At 65.4% G+C, this 21,842-nt stretch carries 21 protein-coding genes and 1 riboswitch; of the genes, 12 read left to right on the top strand and 9 right to left on the bottom strand.

From position 1 onward, the window contains the following. Positions 1-68 precede the first annotated feature (68 nt). A complete protein-coding gene (locus tag llg_RS09480; protein WP_338289619.1) occupies positions 69-3,389 on the bottom strand; it encodes an autotransporter-associated beta strand repeat-containing protein in 3,321 nt (1,106 codons plus the stop codon). A gap of 128 nt (positions 3,390-3,517) precedes the next feature. Here llg_RS09480 and llg_RS09485 point away from each other — a divergent pair, with 128 nt between their 5' ends. Continuing rightward, positions 3,518-4,591 (top strand): substrate-binding domain-containing protein, encoded by a 1,074-nt coding sequence (locus tag llg_RS09485; RefSeq protein ID WP_338289620.1) that lies wholly within the window; start codon positions 3,518-3,520, stop codon positions 4,589-4,591. A gap of 5 nt (positions 4,592-4,596) precedes the next feature. Here the strand turns inward: llg_RS09485 and llg_RS09490 are convergent, their stop codons facing one another. Genes llg_RS09490 through llg_RS09505 form a run of 4 tightly spaced genes read right to left on the bottom strand, consistent with a single transcriptional unit; the run spans position 4,597 to position 8,082 of the window. Beyond that, positions 4,597-5,328, bottom strand: a complete 732-nt coding sequence (locus tag llg_RS09490) for an amino acid ABC transporter ATP-binding protein (RefSeq protein WP_338289621.1) — start codon at positions 5,326-5,328, stop codon at positions 4,597-4,599. After that, positions 5,318-6,094: an amino acid ABC transporter permease gene (locus tag llg_RS09495; RefSeq protein ID WP_338289622.1), complete on the bottom strand. Its 777-nt coding sequence runs from the start codon at positions 6,092-6,094 to the stop codon at positions 5,318-5,320. The genes llg_RS09490 and llg_RS09495 overlap by 11 nt, the downstream gene beginning before the upstream one ends. Positions 6,095-6,100: 6 nt before the next feature. After that, positions 6,101-6,892: a transporter substrate-binding domain-containing protein gene (locus llg_RS09500; protein ID WP_338289623.1), complete on the bottom strand. Its 792-nt coding sequence runs from the start codon at positions 6,890-6,892 to the stop codon at positions 6,101-6,103. A 17-nt stretch (positions 6,893-6,909) separates the two neighbouring features. Next, positions 6,910-8,082: a GAF domain-containing sensor histidine kinase gene (locus llg_RS09505; protein ID WP_338289624.1), complete on the bottom strand. Its 1,173-nt coding sequence runs from the start codon at positions 8,080-8,082 to the stop codon at positions 6,910-6,912. Between the two features lie 149 nt (positions 8,083-8,231). Then, a riboswitch (cobalamin riboswitch) is annotated at positions 8,232-8,370 on the top strand. Between the two features lie 35 nt (positions 8,371-8,405). Between llg_RS09505 and llg_RS09510 the strand changes: the two genes are divergently transcribed. From llg_RS09510 to llg_RS09520, 3 genes are all read left to right on the top strand, one after another. Continuing rightward, positions 8,406-10,238, top strand: a complete 1,833-nt coding sequence (locus llg_RS09510) for a TonB-dependent receptor (RefSeq protein ID WP_338289625.1) — start codon at positions 8,406-8,408, stop codon at positions 10,236-10,238. Positions 10,239-10,494: 256 nt separating this feature from the next. After that, on the top strand, positions 10,495-10,827 hold the full coding sequence (locus llg_RS09515; protein WP_338289626.1) for a hypothetical protein: 333 nt from the start codon (positions 10,495-10,497) through the stop codon (positions 10,825-10,827). Next, positions 10,824-11,162 carry a hypothetical protein gene (locus llg_RS09520; protein ID WP_338289627.1) on the top strand — a complete coding sequence of 113 codons (339 nt, stop codon included), beginning with the start codon at positions 10,824-10,826 and terminating at the stop codon, positions 11,160-11,162. Before llg_RS09515 ends, llg_RS09520 begins: the two co-directional genes overlap by 4 nt. A 30-nt stretch (positions 11,163-11,192) precedes the next feature. Here llg_RS09520 and lpxK read toward each other — a convergent pair whose 3' ends face one another. Next, a complete protein-coding gene (lpxK, locus tag llg_RS09525) occupies positions 11,193-12,404 on the bottom strand; it encodes a tetraacyldisaccharide 4'-kinase (RefSeq protein WP_338289628.1) in 1,212 nt (403 codons plus the stop codon). Between the two features lie 107 nt (positions 12,405-12,511). Here lpxK and rph point away from each other — a divergent pair, with 107 nt between their 5' ends. Together rph and llg_RS09535 are read left to right on the top strand one after the other, a co-directional pair. Further along, the gene (gene rph, locus llg_RS09530) at positions 12,512-13,291 is read left to right on the top strand and encodes a ribonuclease PH (protein WP_338289630.1); all 780 of its coding nucleotides are present in this window, start codon (positions 12,512-12,514) and stop codon (positions 13,289-13,291) included. Between the two features lie 143 nt (positions 13,292-13,434). Then, entirely contained in the window at positions 13,435-14,136 is a 702-nt protein-coding gene (locus llg_RS09535) for a type II secretion system protein (protein ID WP_338289632.1), read from the top strand. Positions 14,137-14,266: 130 nt separating this feature from the next. On the opposite strand, the gene llg_RS09540 is transcribed toward llg_RS09535, so the two are convergent. Further along, on the bottom strand, positions 14,267-14,821 hold the full coding sequence (locus llg_RS09540; RefSeq protein ID WP_338289633.1) for a hypothetical protein: 555 nt from the start codon (positions 14,819-14,821) through the stop codon (positions 14,267-14,269). Positions 14,822-14,968: 147 nt separating this feature from the next. On the opposite strand from llg_RS09540, the gene llg_RS09545 reads away from it, so the two are divergent. From llg_RS09545 to llg_RS09570, 6 genes are all read left to right on the top strand, one after another. Further along, positions 14,969-15,286, top strand: a complete 318-nt coding sequence (locus llg_RS09545; protein ID WP_338289634.1) for a hypothetical protein — start codon at positions 14,969-14,971, stop codon at positions 15,284-15,286. Positions 15,287-15,301: 15 nt separating this feature from the next. Then, positions 15,302-15,880, top strand: coding sequence for a hypothetical protein (locus llg_RS09550; protein WP_338289635.1), 579 nt, complete (start codon positions 15,302-15,304; stop codon positions 15,878-15,880). Between the two features lie 126 nt (positions 15,881-16,006). After that, positions 16,007-16,816, top strand: a complete 810-nt coding sequence (locus llg_RS09555; protein ID WP_338289636.1) for a hypothetical protein — start codon at positions 16,007-16,009, stop codon at positions 16,814-16,816. Positions 16,817-16,842: 26 nt separating this feature from the next. Next, positions 16,843-17,175 (top strand): hypothetical protein, encoded by a 333-nt coding sequence (locus llg_RS09560; RefSeq protein ID WP_338289637.1) that lies wholly within the window; start codon positions 16,843-16,845, stop codon positions 17,173-17,175. A 12-nt stretch (positions 17,176-17,187) separates the two neighbouring features. Beyond that, positions 17,188-18,123: a hypothetical protein gene (locus tag llg_RS09565; protein WP_338289638.1), complete on the top strand. Its 936-nt coding sequence runs from the start codon at positions 17,188-17,190 to the stop codon at positions 18,121-18,123. A 3-nt stretch (positions 18,124-18,126) separates the two neighbouring features. Then, positions 18,127-19,098, top strand: a complete 972-nt coding sequence (locus tag llg_RS09570) for a hypothetical protein (RefSeq protein WP_338289639.1) — start codon at positions 18,127-18,129, stop codon at positions 19,096-19,098. A gap of 51 nt (positions 19,099-19,149) precedes the next feature. On the opposite strand, the gene llg_RS09575 is transcribed toward llg_RS09570, so the two are convergent. Together llg_RS09575 and llg_RS09580 are read right to left on the bottom strand one after the other, a co-directional pair. Beyond that, positions 19,150-20,523 carry an alpha-L-fucosidase gene (locus llg_RS09575; RefSeq protein WP_338289640.1) on the bottom strand — a complete coding sequence of 458 codons (1,374 nt, stop codon included), beginning with the start codon at positions 20,521-20,523 and terminating at the stop codon, positions 19,150-19,152. A 155-nt stretch (positions 20,524-20,678) separates the two neighbouring features. After that, a complete protein-coding gene (locus llg_RS09580) occupies positions 20,679-21,842 on the bottom strand; it encodes a L,D-transpeptidase (RefSeq protein WP_338289641.1) in 1,164 nt (387 codons plus the stop codon).

A 21,842-nucleotide genomic window follows, 5' to 3' on the forward strand; every position in this document is an offset into this window, starting at 1 on the left:
AGGACGCGAAAAGCCCGCTCCGGGGAACCGGAGCGGGCCTGCATTGCATTACCCCGAAAAGGCGTGGATTACTCGGTGACTTTCGCCCGGATGAACACCTTCGGGCTCCCCGCGGGATCGGAGCCGGGGATGTAGAAGGTGCGGTTGGTCCAGCCCGGCCCCGGAGCGGGAAGGGCGGATTGGAGGGCGGCCGCATCCGGGCCGGTGAGTTCCTGCACCGGAATGAAACTCCAGTTCTGGAGATCGACCGCCCCCTGGATGTGATAGACCACGCCATCGACGAGGGAGGAGATCAGCTCGCCGCCCGTGCTGGAGAAGATGGCTCCGTTGCGAACCGGCAGGCTGATGGTGAGAGCGGGCTGGCCGCTCACTTGGCCGATCTTCGCAAGGATGTTCCCTTCCTCCATGCCGGACATAGGCTGGCCGTCGAACGCGAACTCCCTCAGGTTGTTCTTTCCATCGCCATCGGGGTCCGCGGCGAGGCCGTCGTTCACCCCGGTGGCAAGACCGCGGGACGAGGCCCACGTTGCATAGGTCAGGGGGGATGTGCCGGTGGTGACGGTCAACGTGCCGGAGCCGGAGAAGTGAACGTCGTCGACATGCGTGGCTCCGGATGCGCTGGAGCCCCAGGTGCCTGACGCCTGCTGGGCTCCGCCGATGAAGAGCTGGTCCACGGTGTCCGATCCCGCGAAGTTCAGGTCGAGTTTCCCGCTGGCGGCGAGGTTCACTTTCGAGGCGTCCGCGAGGAAGGCGGTGGAGAACGACAGTGTGCCCGCGTTCACCGTCGTGTCACCGGTGTAGGTGTTCGCGCCAGAGAGGATGGTTTTGCCGGTGCCGCTCTGGGTCACGGTGCCGGAGCCGGAGATCACGGCGGACACGGTGAGATCGGAGGTGGTGTCGCGGTTGAAAATCAGCGCGCCGTTGTTGGTGATCACACCGGTGCCGGGGGTGCCTGCCGCACCGCCATTGCCGATCTGCACGGTGCCCGCGCTGATGGTGGTCGCGTTGTAGGTGCTGGCACCGGAGATGGTCAGCTTGCCCGTGCCGGTCTTGGTCAGCGAGTTGGTCCCGGCGATGCCGCCCTGGAACTCGATGTCGGAACGGACATCGTAGGTCTTGGGCGAGGCGTTGCCCGCGTTGCCGGTCTGGGTGAACGTCAGCTTGCCGGTGTTCACGCTGTCGCCGAACAGGTAAATGCCGGAGCTGTTGAAGACCATCGGGTTCGAGATCGTGCGCGGAGCGGTGCCGTCCGCCGAGATGCCTGCGCCCGGATTGAAGTTGAGCGTGCCGCCCGCACCGATCGAATTGGCCCCCACGCGCAGGTAGCCCGCGGTGATCGAGGTGCTGCCGGTGTAGGTGTTGTTTCCGGAAATCGTCCAGACGCCGGTGCCGGTCTTGTTCACCGAGGTCTTGTTGGTGCCGGAATTGTCCGCGATCACGCCGGACAGGACACCCGTGCCCGCGGTCGAGCCGGAAAGGGTGAGCGTCTTGCTGCCCGCGCCGGTGGCGGTGACGTTGCCGCTGATGGCGAGTGTGCCGGTGCCGGATTGGTCGATGGTGCCACCGCCGGTGGTGCCCGCGAGATTGAGGATGCGATTGGTGGTATCGCCGGTGCCGGTGTAGCTGAGCGTGCCGGCGGTGGTCAGCAGGCCCAGACCGATGGTTCCGTCCGCGGCGGTCGTGACATTTCCCATTGGGCTCGCTCCTCCGCCCACGGACTTGATCGAGGAAACGGAGAGGGTGCCGGCGGCGATGGCAGTTGGGCCGGTGTAGGTGTTCGTTCCCGTGAGGACGAGGATGTTGGTTCCCAACTTGGCGAGACCGAGCTTGTTGGCGCCGCTGTTGGTGTCTCCGACGAGACTCGCGTAGGTGAAGGTGCCGCCGGTGGCGTTGGTGGTGTCGATGCCGAGCGCTGAGCCGGGCAGGAAGCCGCCGGTGCCGTCACCGAGCGCCTTCAGCGTATCCAGCTCGGTGGCGGTGAACTCACCGGTGCCGCCGACATTCACTCCCAGGGTGCCGCCGCTGTTGACGATCAGGTTTGCGGTGGTCCAACTGGCCGGGGTGTTGTTGTAGAGGGAAACGAGCTTGGCGAACTGGAGGACGCCGGCGTTGACGGTGGTGGTGCCGGTGTAGCTGTTGGTGCCGCCGAGCGATTGCAATGCCGCTCCGGATTTCACCAGCGTCAACGGGCCGGTGATGTTACCGGTGGCAGTGAGGGACGCGGTGGTGGGGCTCAGCGTGAGGGTCGCGGCCTTGGAGCTCGTCACGTTCGTCTTGCCGGTGCCGGTATCCTTGAGACCCGCGATCGTCTGGTTGAACCCGGCCGTGTCCGCTTGGTCATTCAGGCGCAGCGTGCCCGTGCTGCCGGTGCTGCTGGTCACCGTGCCGGTGGGGCTCAGCGTGTTGGCCGCGCCCACGTAGACGATCGCGCCGTTGTTATCGATGCTCAGCGTTCCCCAGGTGTTGGACGCGTTGCTGAACTGCCAGCGGGCGGTGTCGAGCAGCTGGACGGTGGCGGTGCCCAGCGAAACCGAGCCGGTGATGTTGCCCCAGGTATTGGAGTTCCGCAGCGCCAGCGCGATGGTATTGGTGCCAGCGGTCAAACCGATGTTGCCGGACACGATCGAGGCGGTGGCGGCGCTGGTGCCTCCCGCGAGGATCGAGCCGAACCCGCCGGTGGGCGCGCTGGAGTTGTCCACGGTGATGTTGCCGCTCCAGGTGCTGCCGTTGCCCAGTCCGAGCACCGCTCGGGCGCTGCCGAGGTTGACGGACTTCAAGGTTAGGCTGTTGCTCACGGTCAGCCCCGCCGCGACGGTGATTCCGGCGCTGAACTGGTTGCTGCCGTTGAGAAGCACGCTGCTGGTGCCGAAACCCTGGGCATTCGTGAGGGCCACGCCGGTGGCCCCGTTGGCGAGGGTGCTGATCGTCGTGATGCCGCTGTAGGTGTTCGCTCCGCCGAGGGTGAGGGTGCCGTTGGCCCCGCCCGAGACGACATTGAGGCCGCCGTTGCCAGCGATGACCGAGGAAATGGTGGCGGTCTTGGCGGTGCCCAGCGCGTTGGTGGTGATGGTCGGCGTGCCGGTGGTGGTGGCCAGCGTCAGCGTGTTCGCGCCGGAGATCGTCCAGCCGCCCGCCGTGCCAACGGTCGCGTCGCCGAAGGTGAGGTTCCCGATCGTCCGGGCGGCCTCGAGGTTGATGATGCGGTCGGCGGTGATGTCCACCGTGAAGGTGGCGGTGGCATCCGCGCCATCGGCTACGGTGCTGCTGGTCCATTTGGTGGTGTCGCCCCAGTCACCGGCGACATCGGCAGTCCAGGTGCCGGAGCCCCCGAGAGCGGGGAGAGTCCCGAGCAGGGACAGGAGGGGGAGGTAATAACGACGAGCTTTCATGGGTAGATGCAGGTTGAGTGCAACTGCTGGTTTCCTCCCGCGGGCGATGAATCGCAATCGAACGGATGGGCACAAAACCGAGAGGAAAAACCACTCGGTTTCGGCAATCCGGTGGCTATCGTGCCGTCATGTGGCGCGGCAAAAGCGAACAGGTGGCGGATGCCCTCCGCGACCTCATCTCCTCTGGCGAATGGACCGAGCGCCTGCCCGGCTACCGGACGCTGGAACAGCGCCTCAAGGTCAACCGCGAGACCATCGAGAAAGCCCTGCGCCGCCTGGAAGAGGAAGGCTGGGTCAGCCCGGCGGAGCCCGGGAAACGCCGCGCCATCTCACCGAGGCGGACCCAGGACCGCGCGCCACGGGAGCACTCCCTGCTCGTGATCGCGCCGCGTGCCCTTCATGATTGTTCGCCAGTCCAGCGGATGCTTCTCACCCGGATCTTCCAGGAGGCGGAGAGCCGCGCGTGGCGGGTGATCTACCACCATTTCGATTTCGAGTTCCCGCGCCGGGCCGTGGCTGCGATCAAGCGCGCCGTGTCGGACCACCGTTCCGACCGGGTCCTGTTGGTCACGCCGAGCGAGCCGCTGGAGCGATGGGCCACCGGGGCCCCGGTGCCTTGCTTCCGCCTTGGCGGCAGTGGAACGGCGGATGGGTTGGGTCTCCCGGGAACCGGCATCTCCTTCAGCGGGATGGTCTGCGCGGCAGCGGGTATGCTGTGGGAAAAGGGCCACCGCCGCCTGATGATCCCGATCGTTTCAGGAAAGGATACGATGCGTGAGCGCACCATCGAAGCCGCCGCCGCGGGCTGGGCGAAGGGCGTGCCACGGGTGGAACTGGAGGCGATGTTTCCCGACCAGGGCGATTGGCTGCCGGATGTCCTGCGCGGTTTCTGGCCGCGCGAGTTCGCCCGCTTGAAGCCCACCGCCGTCATCGTGAAGGAGAGCAACGAGTTCCTCTCGCTGCTGAGCTACTGCCACCGCCAGCGCATCCGGATGCCGCAGGACCTGTCGGTGGTGCAGCTCGCGGGCGATCCGGCGAGCCTGTGGCTGGACCCGCAGCCGGACCGCTTCGAGTTTCCCGTGGAGGCGATCTGCCAGAAGACCATGCGCTGGCTGGAACAACCGCCCGCCAAGGACGGGACCTTCGAGTGGCTGGAACCGACCTATCAGAAAGGCGGCACGGTCGGCAGACCGCCAGCCTGACTTTCTCAATACCGCATCACCCGCGATAGGAACCGCTGGCACAACGCCGAACTCGGTTCCCCGAACAAGGTCGCGGGCGGTCCGCTTTCGACAATGCGACCTTCCGCCAGGAACGCCACCTGGTCCGCCACCGCGCGGGCGAAGCCCATTTCATGCGTGCTGAGGATGATGTTCTGACCTTCCTCGGCGAGTTCCTGGATCAGCTCCAGCACCTCGGCGGTCATCTCTGGATCCAGTGCCGAGGTCGGTTCATCGAGGAACAACACCTGCGGTTCCGAAGCGATCGCGCGTGCGATGCCCACCCGCTGCTGCTGGCCGCCGGAAAGCTGGGACGGCAGTTTGTCGGCATGGGCGAGCAAGCCGAAGCGGTCGAGCGCCTCGCGGGCGATGGCCCGTGCTTCGTCCGGTGTTTTGTCATGCACCTCCTCCAGGGGCAGCGTCAGGTTCCGCAGCGCCGAGAGATGGGGAAAGAGGTTGAACTGCTGGAACAGGAAGCCATTCCGCCGCCGGTGGGCGAGCAGGCCCGCGGCCGTGTGGGGGAGGGGAGTGCCGAGCAGGGAAATGCTGCCGTTGTCCGGCGTTTCCAGCCCGCCGAGCACGCGCAGCAATGTGCTCTTGCCGCCGCCGGAGGGACCGATCAGGCACAGCACCCGCGCGTCCGGGATCTCCAGCGCCAGCTCGTTCAGCGCCACATGCGGGCCGTAGGTTTTGGTGAGGCCGGTTACGCTAAGTTTCATCGCGGTAGCGGCGTTCCAGCCGGTGGGAAAGGTAGGCGATCGGGGCGGTGAGAAGCAGGTAGCCCACCGCCAGCGGCACATACGCTTCCAGGCCGCCGTAGGTCTTTGCCGTGTAAACCTTGGCCTGGTAGGCGAACTCCTGCACGCCGATCACGCTGAGCAGCGAGGAGTCCTTGATGAGCGAGACGAACTGCCCGGCCACCGCCGGTAGCACCCGCCGCAGCGCCTGCGGGAAAATCACGTGGCGGTAGACCTGTCCGGAGGTGAATCCCACCGCGCGCGCCGAGTCCCATTGCGCGCGCGGGATGCTGTCGACCCCGCCGCGCAGGATCTCGCCGAGATACGCACCCTCGAACAGCGAAAGCAGGAGGATGCCGATCACCAGCTTGTCGTTCCAGCCCCAGTCGTCGAGCGTGCGCGACATCAGCGGCGCGAAGATCACGAAATAGCCCACCAGCAACTGCACCAGCAGCGGCGTTTCCCGGACAAACTCCAGGAACAAGCGGCACGGCCACTTCAGCGCCACCAGCCCGCTGCGCTGCCCGAGCAACAGCAGCACCCCAACCAGCGTGCTGCCGACCAGCGCCCCCAACGACAGCAAGATCGTGGACAACCAGCCTCGGAACAGCAGCTCGCGGTACTGCCAGGTCTTCGACCAGTCCCAGCCCTTGAGGCTGCCAAACAATACCACGCCCACCACGGCAAGCGCGGCCAAGACCGCCGCACCGGCGATCAGGTTCCAGAGGATCCGGTGGGAGCGGGACATGCCGGGTCAGCGCAGGATGAAGGGCACGCCCTGGCTTTCGAGGAACTGCTTCTCGTCCGCCAGATACTGGTCGCCGAGCCTCGCGAAGCCGCCGTCCTTGCGGAATGTTTCGATGAACGCGTTCACCCGCCCCTTCAGCGCATCGTTGCCCTTGGCGATGCCCACCGCCCAGGATTCCTCGACGAAGGGCTTCAGCAGCGCGCGGGTGGTGGCCGCGTTGTTCTTCTGGTAGCGGTAAATACTAAGCTGGTCGTAGAGAAACGCATCGGCCCGGCCCTGCGCGACCTCCTGCACGCAGGCGGTCTCCTCGGTGAAGGCGGTGCGCTTCGCATCCGGCAGGTGCGCCGTGGCCCAGCTTTCACCGGTGGTCGAGGCCTTCACCGCCAGCTTGCGGCCGGGCTTCTTCAGGTCGTCGATCGATTGGATGTCGGAGTTCTTCCCCACCAGCATCGCCAGTCCGGTGAAGGCATAGGGCTCGGAGAAGTCGATCGACTGGCGGCGCTCGTCGGTGGCGGTCATCGAGGAAATCACCACGTCCACGCTGCCGGACTTCAGGGCCGGGATCAGCCCGGTGAACTCCATCGGCACGATCTTGACCGGGCGGCCCAGGTCCTTCCCCAGCGCTTCGGCGAGTTTCACGCCCACCCCGTCCGGATTGCCGGCGGCGTCCTGCATTTCAAAGGGCGGATAGGTCAGTTCCATCCCCACGCGCAGCGCCCCGCCGGACCCGCCCTCGGAGGCGGATTTCTGGCAGGCGGTCAGCAGCAGCGCGAGGACGAGGGTGAAGAGGCGGCGCATGCTGCCAAAGGAAGCAGTCAGGGTACCGGAAAGGCGAGACGGAAAGTCGTGCCGCCACCCGCCTTCGGCAGGCACTCGATCTGGCCGTTCGTCTGCTCGACCAGCCGCTTCACCAGCGAAAGCCCCAGCCCGGTGGAGTCCTCGCCATCGGTCGGCCGCGCGCTCAGCCGCGCGTAACGCTGGTAGAGCCGACCCAGATCCTCCTCGCTGAAACCCGGGCCTTGGTCGTGGATCTCGATGGTGACCCGGGACGGCGTGGCGGTGGCGTGGAGGGCGATCGCGCTGCCGGAGGGGCTGAACTTGATCGCGTTCGAAACCAGGTTGTCGAGGATGTGGGCCAGAGCCCAGTGGTCGATCTCGATCACCGCGTCCTTCGGCTGGAGCTCGGTGAAAAGCAGGATCCCCTTCCTGGTCAGCGCGGTGTGAAAGCGGTCGCCCGCGGCGGCGAAACACTCCGCCAGAGGGATGCGGCTGGGGCTCGAGGCCCGCGGATCGAACGGCCGCCGCGCCCGCCCGACCACCGAGCCGATCAATTCGAGCGCGCGGTGGGTGTCGCCGGTCAGGCTGGCCACCAGCGGTTGGCACCCGGCGGGCATTTCCGCGATCCGTTCCTGTAGCAGCCCGGAAATCATCCTCACCCCCGCCAGCGGGTTCTTCAGGTCGTGGGCCAGCACCTCGATCAGGTTGAAGAGCCGGCTCGAGGCCCGCCGCAGCTCGATCAGGTTCGCCACGATCGCCGCGAACTCCGCCACCGTGGCCTCCTCCTCCGCTGTCCACGCCCGCGGCCTGGTGTCGATCACGCAGAACGATCCCCACACCGTGCCGTCCTCGCCCGCCAGCGGGAAGCCGAGGTAGGCGATCACGCCCAGGTCCGGCACCGCGCCATTCTCCGCCACCCGCGGGTCCTTCCGCGCGTCGTCGATTTTCAGGCGCTGGCGGCTCGTCACCGCGTGTTGGCAGAAGGAATGGCTCAGCGGGGTCTCGCGCAGGTCCACGGGCAGGCCGGTGGCGCTCTTGAAGAACTGGCGGCTGTCATCCACCAGCGAAACCAGGCACACCGGGGCGTCCAGCGTCCGCGCGGCCAGCCGCGTGATCCGGTCGAATTCCTCTTCCGGCGCGGAATCCAGCAGGCCCGTGGCCTTCAGCGATTCCAAGCGCACGGGGTCGTTCAGGGGGGAGACGCAATGCATGGGGGAGGTCCTGTCTAGCGCACCGGGCCGGGAAAAGCGATGGATTCCGCCCCACGCGGTCGCGTCATGGACATGGCCGATTTTCCGCCTTGTCGAACCCCGGTGCCTTCCAGAAGCTCCGCGCGCCCCGGGATAGCCGGGGCCGTTTTCGGGAAGCCCGTGGCACGGGCATTCAATAGATGGGGAATCCGGTGCAATTCCGGAGCGGTACCGCCACTGTATGGAGGGCGCGGGTTTCAGAACCCGCCCGTCCGAGCCAGATCGCCAGCCCGGGACGTGGTTCGAACCGACCTGCGGAGTTCAGGTCACGGACATTTCGACACATGACAAAAAGACAATTCGCCCCGGCGCTCCGCCGCGGGCTGGTGACGTTCCCGCGCCTTTGCGCCTCGGGATTGGTGGCCGCGCCTCTGGCGATGGCCGATGTGGAAGCCGAGCCGGGTGACATGGTCGTCTCCGCCCTCCGATTCAAGAACGAGGCTGGCAAGACCACTTCCGCCGTGACCGTCCTCGATCCCCGCGAGCTTCAGGAGCGCGGCATCGATGATCTGATCAGCGCCCTCAACCAGTCGCCGGGGGTGATCGCCACCTCCACGGCCGGTCAAGGCGGTGCCGTTGGCTCCCTTTTCATCCGGGGCACGACCACCAACTACTCCCAGATCGTGGTGGATGGTATGCGCCTGAGCGATTCCACGGCCCCGCTCGGAAACTTCCTCGGCACCTCGCGGATCGACGATCTCGGCCGCATCGAGGTTCTCCGCGGCCCGCAGTCCGCCCTCTACGGCGGTGAGGCGGTCGGCGGCGTGGTTTGGCTGGAAACCGCACGCGGCGCGGGCAACCCTGGCGGAAACCTGCGCCTGGAGGCTGGCTCTTTCGGTTCTCTCTCCGGCTACGCCAGCACCAGCGGCAAGACCGGCGATGTCTCGTGGTTCCTCGGCGGTGGCTATGACACCACCCAGAACGACAGCGGGTTCAGCGATTGGGACCAGGGCCGCGGCGCGGCACGCATCGAATGGCAGGCCACGCCGGACCTCGTCATCGGCGGCACCTTCCGCGAAACCGATTCCCGTTTCGAAACCGGCGCGAACGGCACCGTCGACCACCTCGATGCCCAGCTCGGCACGCTTTACGCCGATTGGAAGGTGACCGATTGGTGGACCGCCCGCGTGCAGGGTGGCTACTACGCCGAGCGCTACGATGACGATTGGGCGCCTACGAACCCGTTCCCGATCTTCGGCAATGGCAACTACGGCACCGACCTCGAGCGCGCCGCGTTCTCGACCGACCATCTCTTCAAGCTCGACGACTGCAACCGCCTCCTGTGGGGCGCGTTCTTCGAGCGCACCGATTTCTCCAACACCATCGGCACCGACGAAACCCGGGACCGCTACGGCAGCTATCTCGGTTGGGAATGGACGCCGACGGACCGCATCACCACCGATGCGATCGTGCGCTGGGAAGATTACGATTCCTATGGCGACGAGGTCACGTGGCGCACCGCCGCGGCCTGGAAGGTGCCGGGCATCGAGACCACCGTGCGTGCCGGTGTCGGCCGCTCGTTCCGACCGCCGACCTACCTCGACCTCTTCGGCTCCGCCTTTGGCGCGGGCAATCCGAACCTGCAGGCGGAATCGTCCATCGGCTGGGATCTCGGCTTGGAGAAGGAATGGCTGCCGAACCACCATGTGGGCGTCACTTGGTTCTCCAGCGCGATCGAGGACCGCATCCGTTCGAACCCGGCACCGCCGGTGAACATTCCAGGCACCACCCACGCGGAAGGTGTCGAGGCTGCGCTGAACGGTTCATTCTGCGATGGCGTCTGGAACTACCGCCTCGCCTGGACGGTGCTGACGATGTCTCTCGCCGACCAGCCGAAGAACAGCGGCACGGCCTCCGTCGACTGGCGTCCGGACGACCGCTGGTTGCTCGGAGTCGGCGCCTTTTACCTGGGCGACCGTAGCTGGGGCGGCCAGCCGCTCAAGGAGGCCTTCGTGGCCCGTGTCTACGGCGAGTACAAGCTCACCGAGCACGTGACGCTGACCGGCCGCGTGGAAAACCTCTTCGACGAGGACTGGCAGCTTTCCCGCTTCCCGTTCTCCCCGGTGGTGAATGCCCCGGGCCTCGGTGCCTACGCCGGGGTGAAGATCGATTGGTAAGTTGCTGGTTTCCGGAGCCGGGTGGCGCATCGCCCGGCTCCGCTTGTCCCTTCCGGCCGCCGCGCCTTGGTTGCTGCGCGGAACATGGCCGGAGGAGGATTTTGCGGATATTCGTTAGGGATCATAAGATACCAGTACATCCGTGCCTCATATGACTTGATCGCGTGGGGTTATAGGGCATTGTTAGCCTATGCAAACGGGCTCCCCCCTCCTGTTGGCATCCATCGAATCCGTGCGTCCTGTGTACCTGATTGTGATGGGTGTCTCGTTGCTGATCTTCGCGTGGCGGTTGTCGCAGGCCGCGTCGAAGTGGTCCGCGCGCCTGCTCATGGCGGGGGCGATCCTGCTCACCACCGGCTATGCCCTCATCCTGCCGCTCTACGAAGCGGGCAAGATCGAGCGCTTCGGTCCGGGTTTGGCCTTGGCCGGTGATCCGGCCTCCGCCTTGGCCTGGCATGTGGTGAAGCTGGTGTCCATGAACGCCGGTTGGTTGTTGTTCGGCTGGGGTCTCTCGATCCACGCCGGTCTCTTCCACGTTCACAAGGCGAAGACCACTCCGCACGCAGTCCTCGTTCCCTCCCCCCGATGACCTCCATTTTTGAAACCATCTCCCGCGGCAGCCTGGTGCTGGACTTCGCGGGAGTGCTCGGCCTTGGCTTGCTCGCGCTGGCCGCCATCCGCTTGGCCCGCCGCGAGCATTCGTGGGGCGGCAACATGATGGCCTTCGGGGCCATGGCGCTGCTCATCGCCCGCGTGTTCGTGGTCGTCACCCCCTACGTGATGACGAACGAACGCCTCGCCAACATGGGGCCCTTCGGCTTCAGCGTGCAGATCGCGCTGCCCACCATCCTGCTCTCGCTCGGCCTCGCCGGCGTGGTATGGGGCCTGTGGGGGCACTCCCGCTGGCTGCACGACGAGCGTTGATGGGGGCCGGTGGGCATTCGCTCGCTTTCCTCACACCGGATACGATCCGCGGGACCGCATGATGTGGCCCTCCGTGGCGGGAGCGCGGCAAAGCCGGTCGATCAGGCGTTCCCACACGTCGTGGCCCTTGAGAATCTGGACCTCGATCCGTAGGAAGTAGACCGGCACCTCGATCTGGGCGGGGCGGGGGAAACGCACCGCGTCCTTCTCCGTGGTGACGATCAGATCCATGTCCCGCTCGGTGCAGCGGCTCAGGAACTTCGAGATTTCCTTCCGTGAGAACCGGTGGTGGTCCGAAAAGCGGCGGCGGATCTCCACCTTGGCACCCAGCCGCTCGACCTGGCGCTCGAAGTTCTCCGGCACCGCGATGCCGCTGATGGCGGCGGTGTATTTCCCCTCCAGGAACGACAGCGGCTCCCGCTCGTGGGTGAAGAGATTCTGGAGATACTTCGGGCCGTGGGTGCACTCGATGATTTCGGCCACCCGGTTGTATTTCCGCAGCCGCTCGATGAGCGCCTCGTTCGAGGAACCGTCACACTTGGTGATGAAGATGTAGCTGGCGCGGCGGAGGTTTTTCTTGGGTTCTCGCAGGGTGCCGCGCGGCAGCAGCGCCTCGGTGCCGAAAGGGGCGGTGGCGTCCACCAGCACGATGTCGATGCCGTGGGCCAGATTGAGATACTGCATCCCGTCGTCCAGTAGCAGCGTGTCCGCCAGTAGCTCGCGGATCGCGAAGCGGCCGCCCTTCACCCGGTTCTTGTCCACCACCACGGAAACCCCGTCGAGGTTGGACGCCAGCATGAACGGCTCGTCTCCGGCGAACTTCGACTCCAGGAGGATTGCCCGGCCGGTGCTCACCACCTTCGGCATCAGGTCGCCGGGGATCGGGGTGCCATCGGCTCGCTTCCACTTCTGCGGCTCGTCGAGCTTCTTGCTCTTGTAGCCGCGGCTGAGGATCGAAACGGTGCGGCCACGGTCGCGCAGGGTGCGGGCCAGCAGCTCCACCACCGGGGTCTTGCCGGTGCCTCCCACCGTGAGGTTGCCGATGCTCACCACCAGGGTGCCGAGGTGGTGCTGCTGCTTCCAGTTCTTCCGGAAAAGGCACAGCCGGGTCTGCACGATCAGCCGGTAGAGGCCGGACAATGCCAGCATGAGCATGCGCATCACCGTCGCGCGGAAGCCCTTGGCCCGCCCGAAGATGACGTCGGATCCCCAGCGTTCGAGCTCGTCGAGCTGCTCCTTCATCGGTCGGGCACAAGGTGGGGGGAGCGGCGGTTCCTTCCAAGGAGAAAGGCTCCAGGTCCGGCCCCGTTTCCCTTGCCACCGTAATCCCGATCCGGGATTCTCCCTTCATGACCCGCCCCGACGGCCGCCTTTCCGACCAACTCCGCCCGGTTTCCTTCATTCCGAACGTCGCCCCGCATGCCACCGGTTCGGTGCTGGTGTCGTTCGGAAACACCCGGGTGATCTGCGCCGCCACCGTGGAGGAAGACGTGCCGCGCTGGATGAAACAGCAGCGCAAGGAGGGCGGCTGGCTCACCGCCGAGTACTCGATGCTGCCGTATTCGACCCTCGAACGGAAGCAGCGCGACATCGTCCGCGGCAAGCTCGACGGCCGCTCGTCCGAAATCCAGCGCCTCATCGGCCGCGCCCTGCGCACCGCCGTGGATCTCACCAAGATCGGCCAGCGGACCATCTGGGTGGACTGCGACGTACTTCAAGCGGACGGCGGCACCCGCACCGCCTCCGTGACCGGTGGCTGCGTGGCCGTGGCGATCGCGCTGAACCGCTTGTTCGCCGCGGGCAAACTGAAGGCATTCCCGCTCAAGAAGCTCGTCGCCGCGGTTTCCGCCGGCGTCTATCAAGGCGAGCCGATCCTCGACCTGAACTACCCGGAGGACAAGGACGCCGCCGTGGACTTCAACGTGGTGATGACCGAGCAGAACGAGTTTGTGGAAATTCAAGGCAGTGGTGAGGAAGCGGTTTTCACCGAGGCCGAATCGTCCGCGATGCTCGCCCTGGCTCGCAAGGGGGTTTCGGAACTCATTGAACTCCAGAAGGCTGCCATTTTGGAGGCCGATCGCCCGAGCGCCGGGGATCTGGCCGCCTTGGCGAATGCCTTCGCTCGCTGATCGCGCGCGAGCTTTCCCCTTGATCTCCCGGATGGTGGCCATACCTTCTCCCGATCCTGAAGTGGGTGACCACGGATGGATTATACCAATACGGGGCGATTGCCCCACCATGACCCAAAACAAACCCGAAAACCAATAAACGCATGAAAACATCCATCAAGCGGCGCAAGGGCTTCACTCTCGTGGAGCTTCTCGTCGTTATCGCCATCATCGTGGCGCTCGCCGGCATCGCTACCCCGATGCTCCTGCGCCAGCAGAAGAAAGCCGCGTCCACCCAGGCGCTCAGCAATGCCCGCCAGATCGGTCTCGCGCTGTTCGACTTCGACTCGGACTACTCGAGCTTCCCGGACAAGAGCACCGCGGACACCGTGAAGGAAAACACCGGCAGCTCGCTCACGATGACGGGCAGCACCTCCAATGACTTCTTCCGCCAGCTCGTCGCCGCGGGGATCGTCACCTCCGAGGAAATCTTCTACGCGAAGCTTCCCTACACCAAGAAGCCGGACAACGTCATCACCGGTGAAAAGGCTCTCGCCGAAGGCGAAGTCGGTTTCGGCTACCTGATGAACGACACCACCGGTTTCAGCACCACCGGTAACTCCGGTCGTCCGATCGCCGCCGCACCGCTGCTCAACGCCAGCTCGGACGGCACCTTCGATCCCGATCCGTTTGACTCGAAGTGCGTGCTCCTGCGCCTCGACAACAGCGCCGTCTCCTACTCGATCAACCCGAACACCAAGACCGTGGTGATGCCGGGCGGCAAAGGCCTGCTCAGCACCGGTGAAGACACCGTCTGGGGCACCGACGTGACCCCGAAGATCTTGCCGCCGAGCAAGAAGAAGTAATTCTTCCCGCCGGAATCCGATTCCAACCGGAAGGCTCGCGAGGGCCTTCCGGTTTTTTTGTGCCCGGTCCCGGGGCACAAAAGAAGGCAGCCCGCAGGCTGCCTTCCGAAGTCGGGAGATGACGGGGAGATTACTCCTTGGCGGTGGATTTCGGCAGCCACTTCGTCAGTTTGTCGAAGTAGGCAGGCTCGTTGATGTCGGTGCAGAGCGCGCCGCGCTCGCAGAAGTAGCGCCACTCGTGGCAGCCGTAGCAGATCTGCAGGACATGCTCCTGGGTGCCGGTCTTCCAGACAAAGGCATAGTCCGGGTGGTAGTGGCACAGGTCCTTGGTGGACAGGGCCTGGTGGGAACCCGGCTCGGTGTAGAGGTGGAGCACCTTCTGGACCGTGGCGGCCGGGACATCGGCCGGTTTCGAGAAGAAATTGAAGCCGTGGCTGTAGAAGTGCGGGACGGTCTTGAGCTGGCGCTGGAAGAGTGCCTTCTCGTTCTGCGGGTGGGCCAGCCCGCGGTAAACGGTCACGTTGGTGGCGGCGCGGACCTCGGCCGCGGCGTGGGCCTGGGCCTCCGCTTCACCGCCGGAGCGGAGCGGGATGCCGCCTTCCCAGCAGCTCGGACCGGCACAGGATGGAAGCAGGGCGGCGGCGGCCAAGGCCAGCAGCGCTTTCGATACGACAGCAGGATTCATCGCGGTCATCCAAGCCTAACCACTCCACCTTGTCACGCGCCCTCGAAGCTTCCTTCAGCGCGGGATTGCATCGCTCCACACACCGGGCATGATGGTGGCGTGGATGTCGATGGATCTTGTTCCTGCCCGGCGCGGCGCGCCCTCCGGATGGCCGTGTGCGCGGGCCTGGGCTGTTTGCTGGTGGTCACCACCGGTTGCCGCCAGCGCGAGTTGGTCCGGAAGGCCAAGATCCAGCAAAAGGAAATCCAGCGTCTCCAAACGGAGCTCGATCAGGCCGAGGCCGCGTTGAAGGCAGGCCCACCGGATCGCACCCTGGAGCTGCCGGGTCTTCGGGAACGGCTGGCGGTGCTGGAGAAAAGCGCTTCCCGCGGCGGTCCCGATCTGGCGGGCTTGGAGACCCGGAAGGACGCCTTGGAAAAGGAGGCCCTCTCCTATCGGGCGCGGCATCCACTCAAAGGCAACTGAGACACGACCATGGGGATGCTTCAGGATATTTCGGAAAACGGGCGGGGCGGCTCGCTGGGTCTGGTGGGGGTGATCTCGTGTGCGTTCATCCTCGGGGTGTGCACGCTGTGGCACTTTCTGGTGGCGGACGACAGCCTCACCGCCGACGGCCGGGATGCCGGTAGCGTGGTGAGGCAGCAGGAGGAAAAGATCCGTGATCTCAAGGCGGATATCGAATTCGCCCGGAAACACCGCGCCGCCCGCGAGGAGACCGCCGCCGAGGCGGACGGCTTGGCCGGGCGCATCCGGAAGATCGAGGAGGATAAGGCTGCCCGCGCCAAGACGGCGGCGGAATTGACCGCCTCGATCGCCACTGCCGAATCCTCGCTTGCGTCCTATCAGGAAAGCTACCGCAGGCAGGCGTGGCAGGCCGCGGCCGGTGAAAAGCTGACCTCGCTGACTTTGAAGTCCGGGCGCAGCTATCAGGACGTGACCATTTCCCGCGTGACCTCCCAAGGCATGGAAATCACCCACCGCGACGGATTGGCGAGGATTTCACCGGCGGACCTGGACCCGGCCTGGCAACAGCGGTTCGATTGGCCGGTTTCGAGATAGGGGATTGCGGTCTGAAGTTATGGTGAGCGGATCAGTAACGGCTTGCATGCCAATCCGACTTGGTGCTTTCATGGTGCCATGAATGCGGCCAGCCAACTCTGTTTGGCACTCCTCCTGGCCTTGGTGATGCCTTCCTGCGATCACGCGCGTAATGAGGCGCGGGCGAATGCCCGTGCCCGGGAGGCCCGCCGCGTGGAGCTCGCGCAACAGCTCGAGATCGCCCGGATTCGCGCGGACCGGATGGAGCGTAATCGTGCCGAGCAGGCCGCAGGCATGGCAGCCGTGGCGGAGCTTTACGCCCGCCGGACTGCCCTGTTGGAGCGCCGCGGGAGTTTGGAGGCCGATATTGCCGGAGTGGAGGCGGAGATCGGAAAGATCGTCCGGGAGGCTCGTGAACTCGCCCGCCAGCGTGCCGTCGGGATGGAGATGCCGGTTCTGACGACCATCCGGGGCCGCAGTTACGAGGGCGTGCAGGTGCTCGGCGTCACGGACGAGGGTGTCCGCATCCGTCATTCCAGTGGATTGGCCACGCTCGGCACCGCGGATTTGGCGGCCTCTTTCCAGGAGAAGTTCGGCTTGGATGAAGCACTCCAGCGCGCGGCCCTGGCCAGCCGGGAGCAGGCGGAGCTGGCGTATTACCGGGGGCTGGACCAGCAGATGCTGTCCGTCCCGTCCCGCGTCCTTTCTCCCGCCGTGCCGGTGGTGCCGACCTCGCGGAACCCGGTTCCTTTGATGGCCTCGATCCCGCGGGAGCCCGCGTCGAATGCCTTGCTTTCGCTCGGATCGAGGTCCGGGTTTTCCGGTTCGACCTCCTTGAGTTCCTCCAACCGCCGCACCTATCAGGTGCGTTCCGAGCGGCCGCGCCGCACGGTTTACTGGATTTATTACTACACTCCTTCCAAGCCGGTGACTTCTTGTCCGGTCAAAAAGAAGTAATCTGCCCTCGCCCCTGTTCCCCTCCCATGACTCACCGCATCCTCACTGTTTTCGCCTTGGCCGCCGCGTCGTTCTCCGCGGTGTCGTGCAAGGACAACCCCGAATTGGTCCGCCAGCGCGACGAGCAGGCCGCCGAGATCAAGCGCCTCGAAGGTGAATTGGCCGTCTTGGACGAGAAAACCAAGGACGTCCCGCCGGACCGCACCAAGGACCTGGCCGAGGCGAAGGCCCGTGCCACGGTTCAGGCGGCGGAGATCGAGAGGCTGGAGAAAGAGGTCGCCACCATGGAGGCCCGGAAGCGCGAGCTGGATGCCACGTTCTCCGCCTATCGGGTGAAGTATCAGGTGAAACCTCTCTAACCACCGACCGCCATGGGATTGTTCGATGACATGATGTCCAGCGGCCGCGGGCCGGGGTTGATCGGCACCTTGCTCGCCCTGCTCGTGGTGGTGGGGTTTGGCGGCCTTTTTTTCATGGTGACCGATGAGGGGATGCTCGGTGGCGCGAAGTCCATCGAGTCCGTAATCCGGGACCAGGGCAAGAGGGTGGAGGAGTTGAAAAGCAAGATCCGGATGAAGGAGGAGTCTCTTCAGGTGTTGCCGGAGCGCCAGCGGATCGCGAAGGAAGAGGAGGTCATCTCCCGTCAGACCCGCCTCAACGAGGGCGAGGTCACCGGCCGCCGCGACCTTCTTCCCCGCATCGGGGGAGAAATCGCGGCCATGAACAAGGACTTCGAGGCTTACAAGCAGGCCTACCGCAACCAGGTTCGTGCCCAGGCGAAGGGTGCCACCTTCGCCGAGATCAAAACCCTCAAGGGACGGGTCTTTCGCAATGTGACGGTGTCTTCGGTGGATGCCGTGGGCATGAGCTTCAAATACGAGGATGGCTCGAGTCGCGCGGATTTCGTCGACCTGCCCGCGGAGATCCAGGAGCGCTTCCAATACGATCCGGATGAGCAGCAACTCGCCAAGAAGGCGGAAAGTTCCACCGTGATGGCCCACAACGACGAAGTGAACCGTGCGTTGGCCGATCAAGCTCAGAAGAATCGTGATACGGCGGATCGCAAGAAGGCCGACCAGCTGGTGAAGGACACCGCCGAGCTTGCCGCGCTGGAGGCATCCATCCAACCGATCGATCAGAAGATCCTGGAGACCCAGACAGCTTGGGACAAGGACCGGGCCCAGGCCCGCACCAGCGGCGGGCTGGTGGATTCCGCCCGGTACAGTGAGGCGCTCAATACCCTGAAAAGCAAACGTGCGGCCAACGTCCGCCGGATCGCCGAGCTGCGGGCCTCCACACGCAATTGAGCCATGCTCTCGGACGATAACTCGGGGATCTTCTGGGGGCTGCTCGGACTGATCGTGCTGGTGCTCAGTGGCGTGGGGATCTCGCTCGCCATGGACAAGCGGTCACACGCCAGCCGGAGCAACGCGACGGTGCAGACGGTCATCGGATACGACCGTGAGAAGCTCGATGCCTTGCGATTGCGGCTTGCGGCCAAGCGCGAGCGCTATGATGCCGAAACATCCGGATTGGTCGCCAAGGCCTCCGAGCTCCGCGAGGTGACGGCCAAGCTCGATGCCGGTGCCGCCCGCATCACGGACCTCAAGCACGCGCTCGAGACCGCGGTCGCGGGGATTGCGACCATGGAGACCACCTACAAGGCCTACGCCGCCGATTACCGCCGCCAGGCGTGGCAGAAGGCGGCGGGCGAGCAGGTCGCCTCGATCCAGCTTCGCTCGGGCCGACGTTATGAAAAGGTGGTCATCCAGCGGGTGACGCCCGCGGGTTTGGAGATCACTTATGCCGAGGGCCGGGCCCGCATCGATGCCGCGGATCTGGACGCCTCGTGGCAGGACCGTTTGCAATGGAGCCGCGAGGAGCGCCTCGCCGTGCTCGCTCAGGAACGCAAGGACTCGGATTCTCTGGCGTCTCGTCCGGTGGAAAGCTCGCCGCCGGCGCCCCCGGTGGTGACGCCTCCCGTGCCGGTGCCGGATGCTCCGCCGCCGGTGGATCTGGCCAGCCCGGAGGTGGCCAAACTGCGGGCGGATCTGCTGGCGTGGAACCTGAAGGTGTCCACGCTGCAAAGCCAGTATCTGGAGGCCTCCAACCAGGCCCGGGGCAACAGCCCGTCTGTGCCGGGGAAGCTGGAAACCTGGGAATCGCGCCGCTTGCGGCTGCAAAAGGATCTCAATCAGGCCCAGCTCGGGCAGGCCCAGGCCCGCGCCAAACTCCAGATCGCGGCGCCTCTCGATCCCGCTTTGTCTCCTCCCGCGCGTTGATGCCGCGACCGATCCCGCCCTGCCACCGGTGGCGGCAGGGCGCGGAGAAAGTCACTTCGTTCCGACGGTCACCGTGAACACGCTGTCGATCGCGTCCGGTGCGGTCAGCGGCAGGTCGATCAGGGTTTCGCCCTGGAAGCGGATGGTCTTCTCGCCCTCCGGCGTCATCAGCGTGCAGGACTTGATCGGGCCGGGCAGGCCCTTGAGCGCGAGCTTGTCGTTCTCCGGCCACTGGAAGGAGTGGATGAAGACGCGGTCGTCCTTGCGGGTGGCATAGTTACCCGCTGGCAGGGTGAGGGCGAGGCCTTCGGTGCCGTAGATCGAGGCGCCATTGCGTTTCATCCACTCACCGATCGGCTTCATGCGCTCCACGTCCTTCTCGGCGAAGGTGCCGTCTCCCTTCGGGCCGATGTTCAGCACGAAGTTGCCGCTCATCGCGGCGCTGCGGACGAGCATCTCGACGAGGGTCTTCGGCGTCTTGCGACCGGCGCCGGACCAAGTCTTGTGGTAGCCCCACGAGTTTTCCGGGATGGTCATGCACGCTTCCCAATCGAGCAGCGGCTGGGTCTTCGGCAGCTTGCGCTCGTAGCCCGAGTTGTAGTCGGCGAAGCTGTCATAGGCGCGGACGCGGTCGCCCAGCACGATGCCCGGTTTCAGCTCGCGGAGCCAGGCTTCGAGGCTTTTGCCGATGTCCGGGTGGTTCTTGTAGGACGCGTCCCAGCGGCCGTCGAACCACAGCCCCTTGATGTCCCCGAAATCGGTGAGCAGTTCCTTGAGCTGGCCCTTCATGAACTCCAGGTAGCGGGCGTAGGCGGCCTGGTCCTCGGGAGTCTTCGGATCGGCGGCGCGGTAGTCCGGGTTGTGCCAGTCGATGATGGAGTAGTAGAAATACATGTCCATGCCCTCGGCGCGGACGGCATCCGCCAGTTCCTTGAGCACGGCGTGCTTGGTCGGCGAGGAGCCGATGTCGTAGTCGGTGAGCTTGCTGTCCCACAGGCAGAAGCCGTCGTGGTGCTTGGTCGTGATGATCACGTACTTCGCGCCCATCTTCTTGATGTCCGCGGCCCAGCGCTTCGCGTCGAAGTTCTCCAGGGTGAATTGCTTCACCAGCTTGTCATACTCCGCGGACGGAATCTTGCCGCCGACCTTGATCCATTCGGCCGCGCCGGGGACCTCCTTGTCGTTCCACTGGCCTCCGAGGATCGAGTAAATGCCGAAGTGGATGAAGCAGCCGAAGCGGTTGTCCCGCCACTTTTCCATCGCCGGATCGCTGCGGCGCACCCAGCCCTTCAGGTCGGGCGTTTCGGAGTTGGCGGTGTCACCCTTCGATTTCGAGAGGTCCGCGCCACTGGTGCCGGACTCCGCCGCGAGCAGCAGCGGGGAACACAGGAGGGCGGGAACAAGACTGCGGAACAAACGGAGCATCCCAATAGGATCGCTCCGGTTGGCTGGGGAAGAAACCTGAAAATCCGTCCGAAACTGCCTAAGGCCGTGGGGCAACAAGGAGTAGGGACATTCCTGTCCCGTTCTTCATCTTCTCCCCCTATCAGAGACGGGACAAGGATGTCCCTACTCCTTGGTCACCGGATCTCCACCGAGGCACCGGGGCGGATCACGGTCGGGAGGCGGATCGCATCCCAGTTCGCGAGGCGGATGCAGCCGTGGCTGCGGGCGCGGCCGATCGTCTCCGGCTCGCCGGTGCCGTGCATGCCGATGCCCGGCTTGCTGAGGCCGGCCCACAGGATGCCCACCGGGCTGTTCGGGCCGGGCGGGATGTTGATCGATTCCGAGCTGCGCACGCCGGTTTCCAGCAGCGACTTGTCATAGCGCCAGTATGGCAGCTCCAGGCAGTTCTTCAGCTCCCAGATGCCATACTTGATGAACTTCGGCTGGCCCGGGGTGATCGGGAACGAGGCCACCAGCCCGCGGTTCGGGCGGCTGACCTTCACCGCGCCGTCCGGTTCCTTTTCGGAAACGACCAGCGCGGCCGGGGCGGCTTCGAAAATCCGCACCTGGTTGATCTTGGTGTCCACCACCACGTGGCGGGCGCTCATCGCGGGTTCGGCCTCGTATTTCTTGCCGGTGATCAGCTCGATGGCGAAGGGCTTCACGTTCGGCACCACCAGCGAATCGCGGGCCTTGAGGTTGTAGAGGTTCTTTCCGGGGTTGAGCACGGCCAGATACTCGTCGCTGGTGTGGTAGCGCTCCGCCATGAACTCGATCACGCTGCGGTAGCTCATGCGCTTCCGCTTGGCCTGGCCCTCGTGGTCGTTCGGCAGGGTGGTGTCCAGCCAGTCCTTCACCACGTCCGGCACCACCGCCACGGCGAAGGGGTTCGGCACGGTCTTGTGAGCCTCGGCCAGCACCGTGGTCCAATCCCCGATCGGGTGACCGTGGACCTCATTCCATGCCTGCATCGCCAGCTCGGAGAAGCGGCCCGGTTTGCCATCGATCACACCGGGACCGAACAAGGCCTGATCGAGGAAGATCTGCACGCGCACCGCGTCGTCGCCGGTCGGCTTGCCATCCGCCGAAGGTGGCGTGGGCGTGGTGGGCAGAGCGGGCAGCGGCTTGGCCGCGACCGGGGCGGGTGCATTCGGAGCGACCTTCTGGGAGGAGGGATCGACCTGCGGCAATTCCTCGATGTCCACGGGAATGGCCTTCAGCACCGGGCGCTCGGGCTCCTGGGCCGACAGTGCGGAAGACAGCAGCAATGGCAGAATGGCGGCGAAACGGCGGATCAT

It is taken from the genome of Luteolibacter sp. LG18 (genome assembly GCF_036322585.1).
GTDB lineage: Bacteria > Verrucomicrobiota > Verrucomicrobiia > Verrucomicrobiales > Akkermansiaceae > Luteolibacter.

Bases quoted from the DNA above. Each gene is read 5' to 3' on its own strand.
- llg_RS09480 (WP_338289619.1), bottom strand. From the start codon at position 3,389: ATGAAAGCTCGTCGTTATTACCTCCCCCTCCTGTCCCTGCTCGGGACT.
- llg_RS09485 (WP_338289620.1), top strand. From the start codon at position 3,518: ATGTGGCGCGGCAAAAGCGAACAGGTGGCGGATGCCCTCCGCGACCTC.
- llg_RS09490 (WP_338289621.1), bottom strand. From the start codon at position 5,328: ATGAAACTTAGCGTAACCGGCCTCACCAAAACCTACGGCCCGCATGTG.
- llg_RS09495 (WP_338289622.1), bottom strand. From the start codon at position 6,094: ATGTCCCGCTCCCACCGGATCCTCTGGAACCTGATCGCCGGTGCGGCG.
- llg_RS09500 (WP_338289623.1), bottom strand. From the start codon at position 6,892: ATGCGCCGCCTCTTCACCCTCGTCCTCGCGCTGCTGCTGACCGCCTGC.
- llg_RS09505 (WP_338289624.1), bottom strand. From the start codon at position 8,082: ATGCATTGCGTCTCCCCCCTGAACGACCCCGTGCGCTTGGAATCGCTG.
- llg_RS09510 (WP_338289625.1), top strand. From the start codon at position 8,406: ATGACAAAAAGACAATTCGCCCCGGCGCTCCGCCGCGGGCTGGTGACG.
- llg_RS09515 (WP_338289626.1), top strand. From the start codon at position 10,495: ATGGGTGTCTCGTTGCTGATCTTCGCGTGGCGGTTGTCGCAGGCCGCG.
- llg_RS09520 (WP_338289627.1), top strand. From the start codon at position 10,824: ATGACCTCCATTTTTGAAACCATCTCCCGCGGCAGCCTGGTGCTGGAC.
- lpxK (WP_338289628.1), bottom strand. From the start codon at position 12,404: ATGAAGGAGCAGCTCGACGAGCTCGAACGCTGGGGATCCGACGTCATC.
- rph (WP_338289630.1), top strand. From the start codon at position 12,512: ATGACCCGCCCCGACGGCCGCCTTTCCGACCAACTCCGCCCGGTTTCC.
- llg_RS09535 (WP_338289632.1), top strand. From the start codon at position 13,435: ATGAAAACATCCATCAAGCGGCGCAAGGGCTTCACTCTCGTGGAGCTT.
- llg_RS09540 (WP_338289633.1), bottom strand. From the start codon at position 14,821: ATGAATCCTGCTGTCGTATCGAAAGCGCTGCTGGCCTTGGCCGCCGCC.
- llg_RS09545 (WP_338289634.1), top strand. From the start codon at position 14,969: ATGGCCGTGTGCGCGGGCCTGGGCTGTTTGCTGGTGGTCACCACCGGT.
- llg_RS09550 (WP_338289635.1), top strand. From the start codon at position 15,302: ATGCTTCAGGATATTTCGGAAAACGGGCGGGGCGGCTCGCTGGGTCTG.
- llg_RS09555 (WP_338289636.1), top strand. From the start codon at position 16,007: ATGCCTTCCTGCGATCACGCGCGTAATGAGGCGCGGGCGAATGCCCGT.
- llg_RS09560 (WP_338289637.1), top strand. From the start codon at position 16,843: ATGACTCACCGCATCCTCACTGTTTTCGCCTTGGCCGCCGCGTCGTTC.
- llg_RS09565 (WP_338289638.1), top strand. From the start codon at position 17,188: ATGGGATTGTTCGATGACATGATGTCCAGCGGCCGCGGGCCGGGGTTG.
- llg_RS09570 (WP_338289639.1), top strand. From the start codon at position 18,127: ATGCTCTCGGACGATAACTCGGGGATCTTCTGGGGGCTGCTCGGACTG.
- llg_RS09575 (WP_338289640.1), bottom strand. From the start codon at position 20,523: ATGCTCCGTTTGTTCCGCAGTCTTGTTCCCGCCCTCCTGTGTTCCCCG.
- llg_RS09580 (WP_338289641.1), bottom strand. From the start codon at position 21,842: ATGATCCGCCGTTTCGCCGCCATTCTGCCATTGCTGCTGTCTTCCGCA.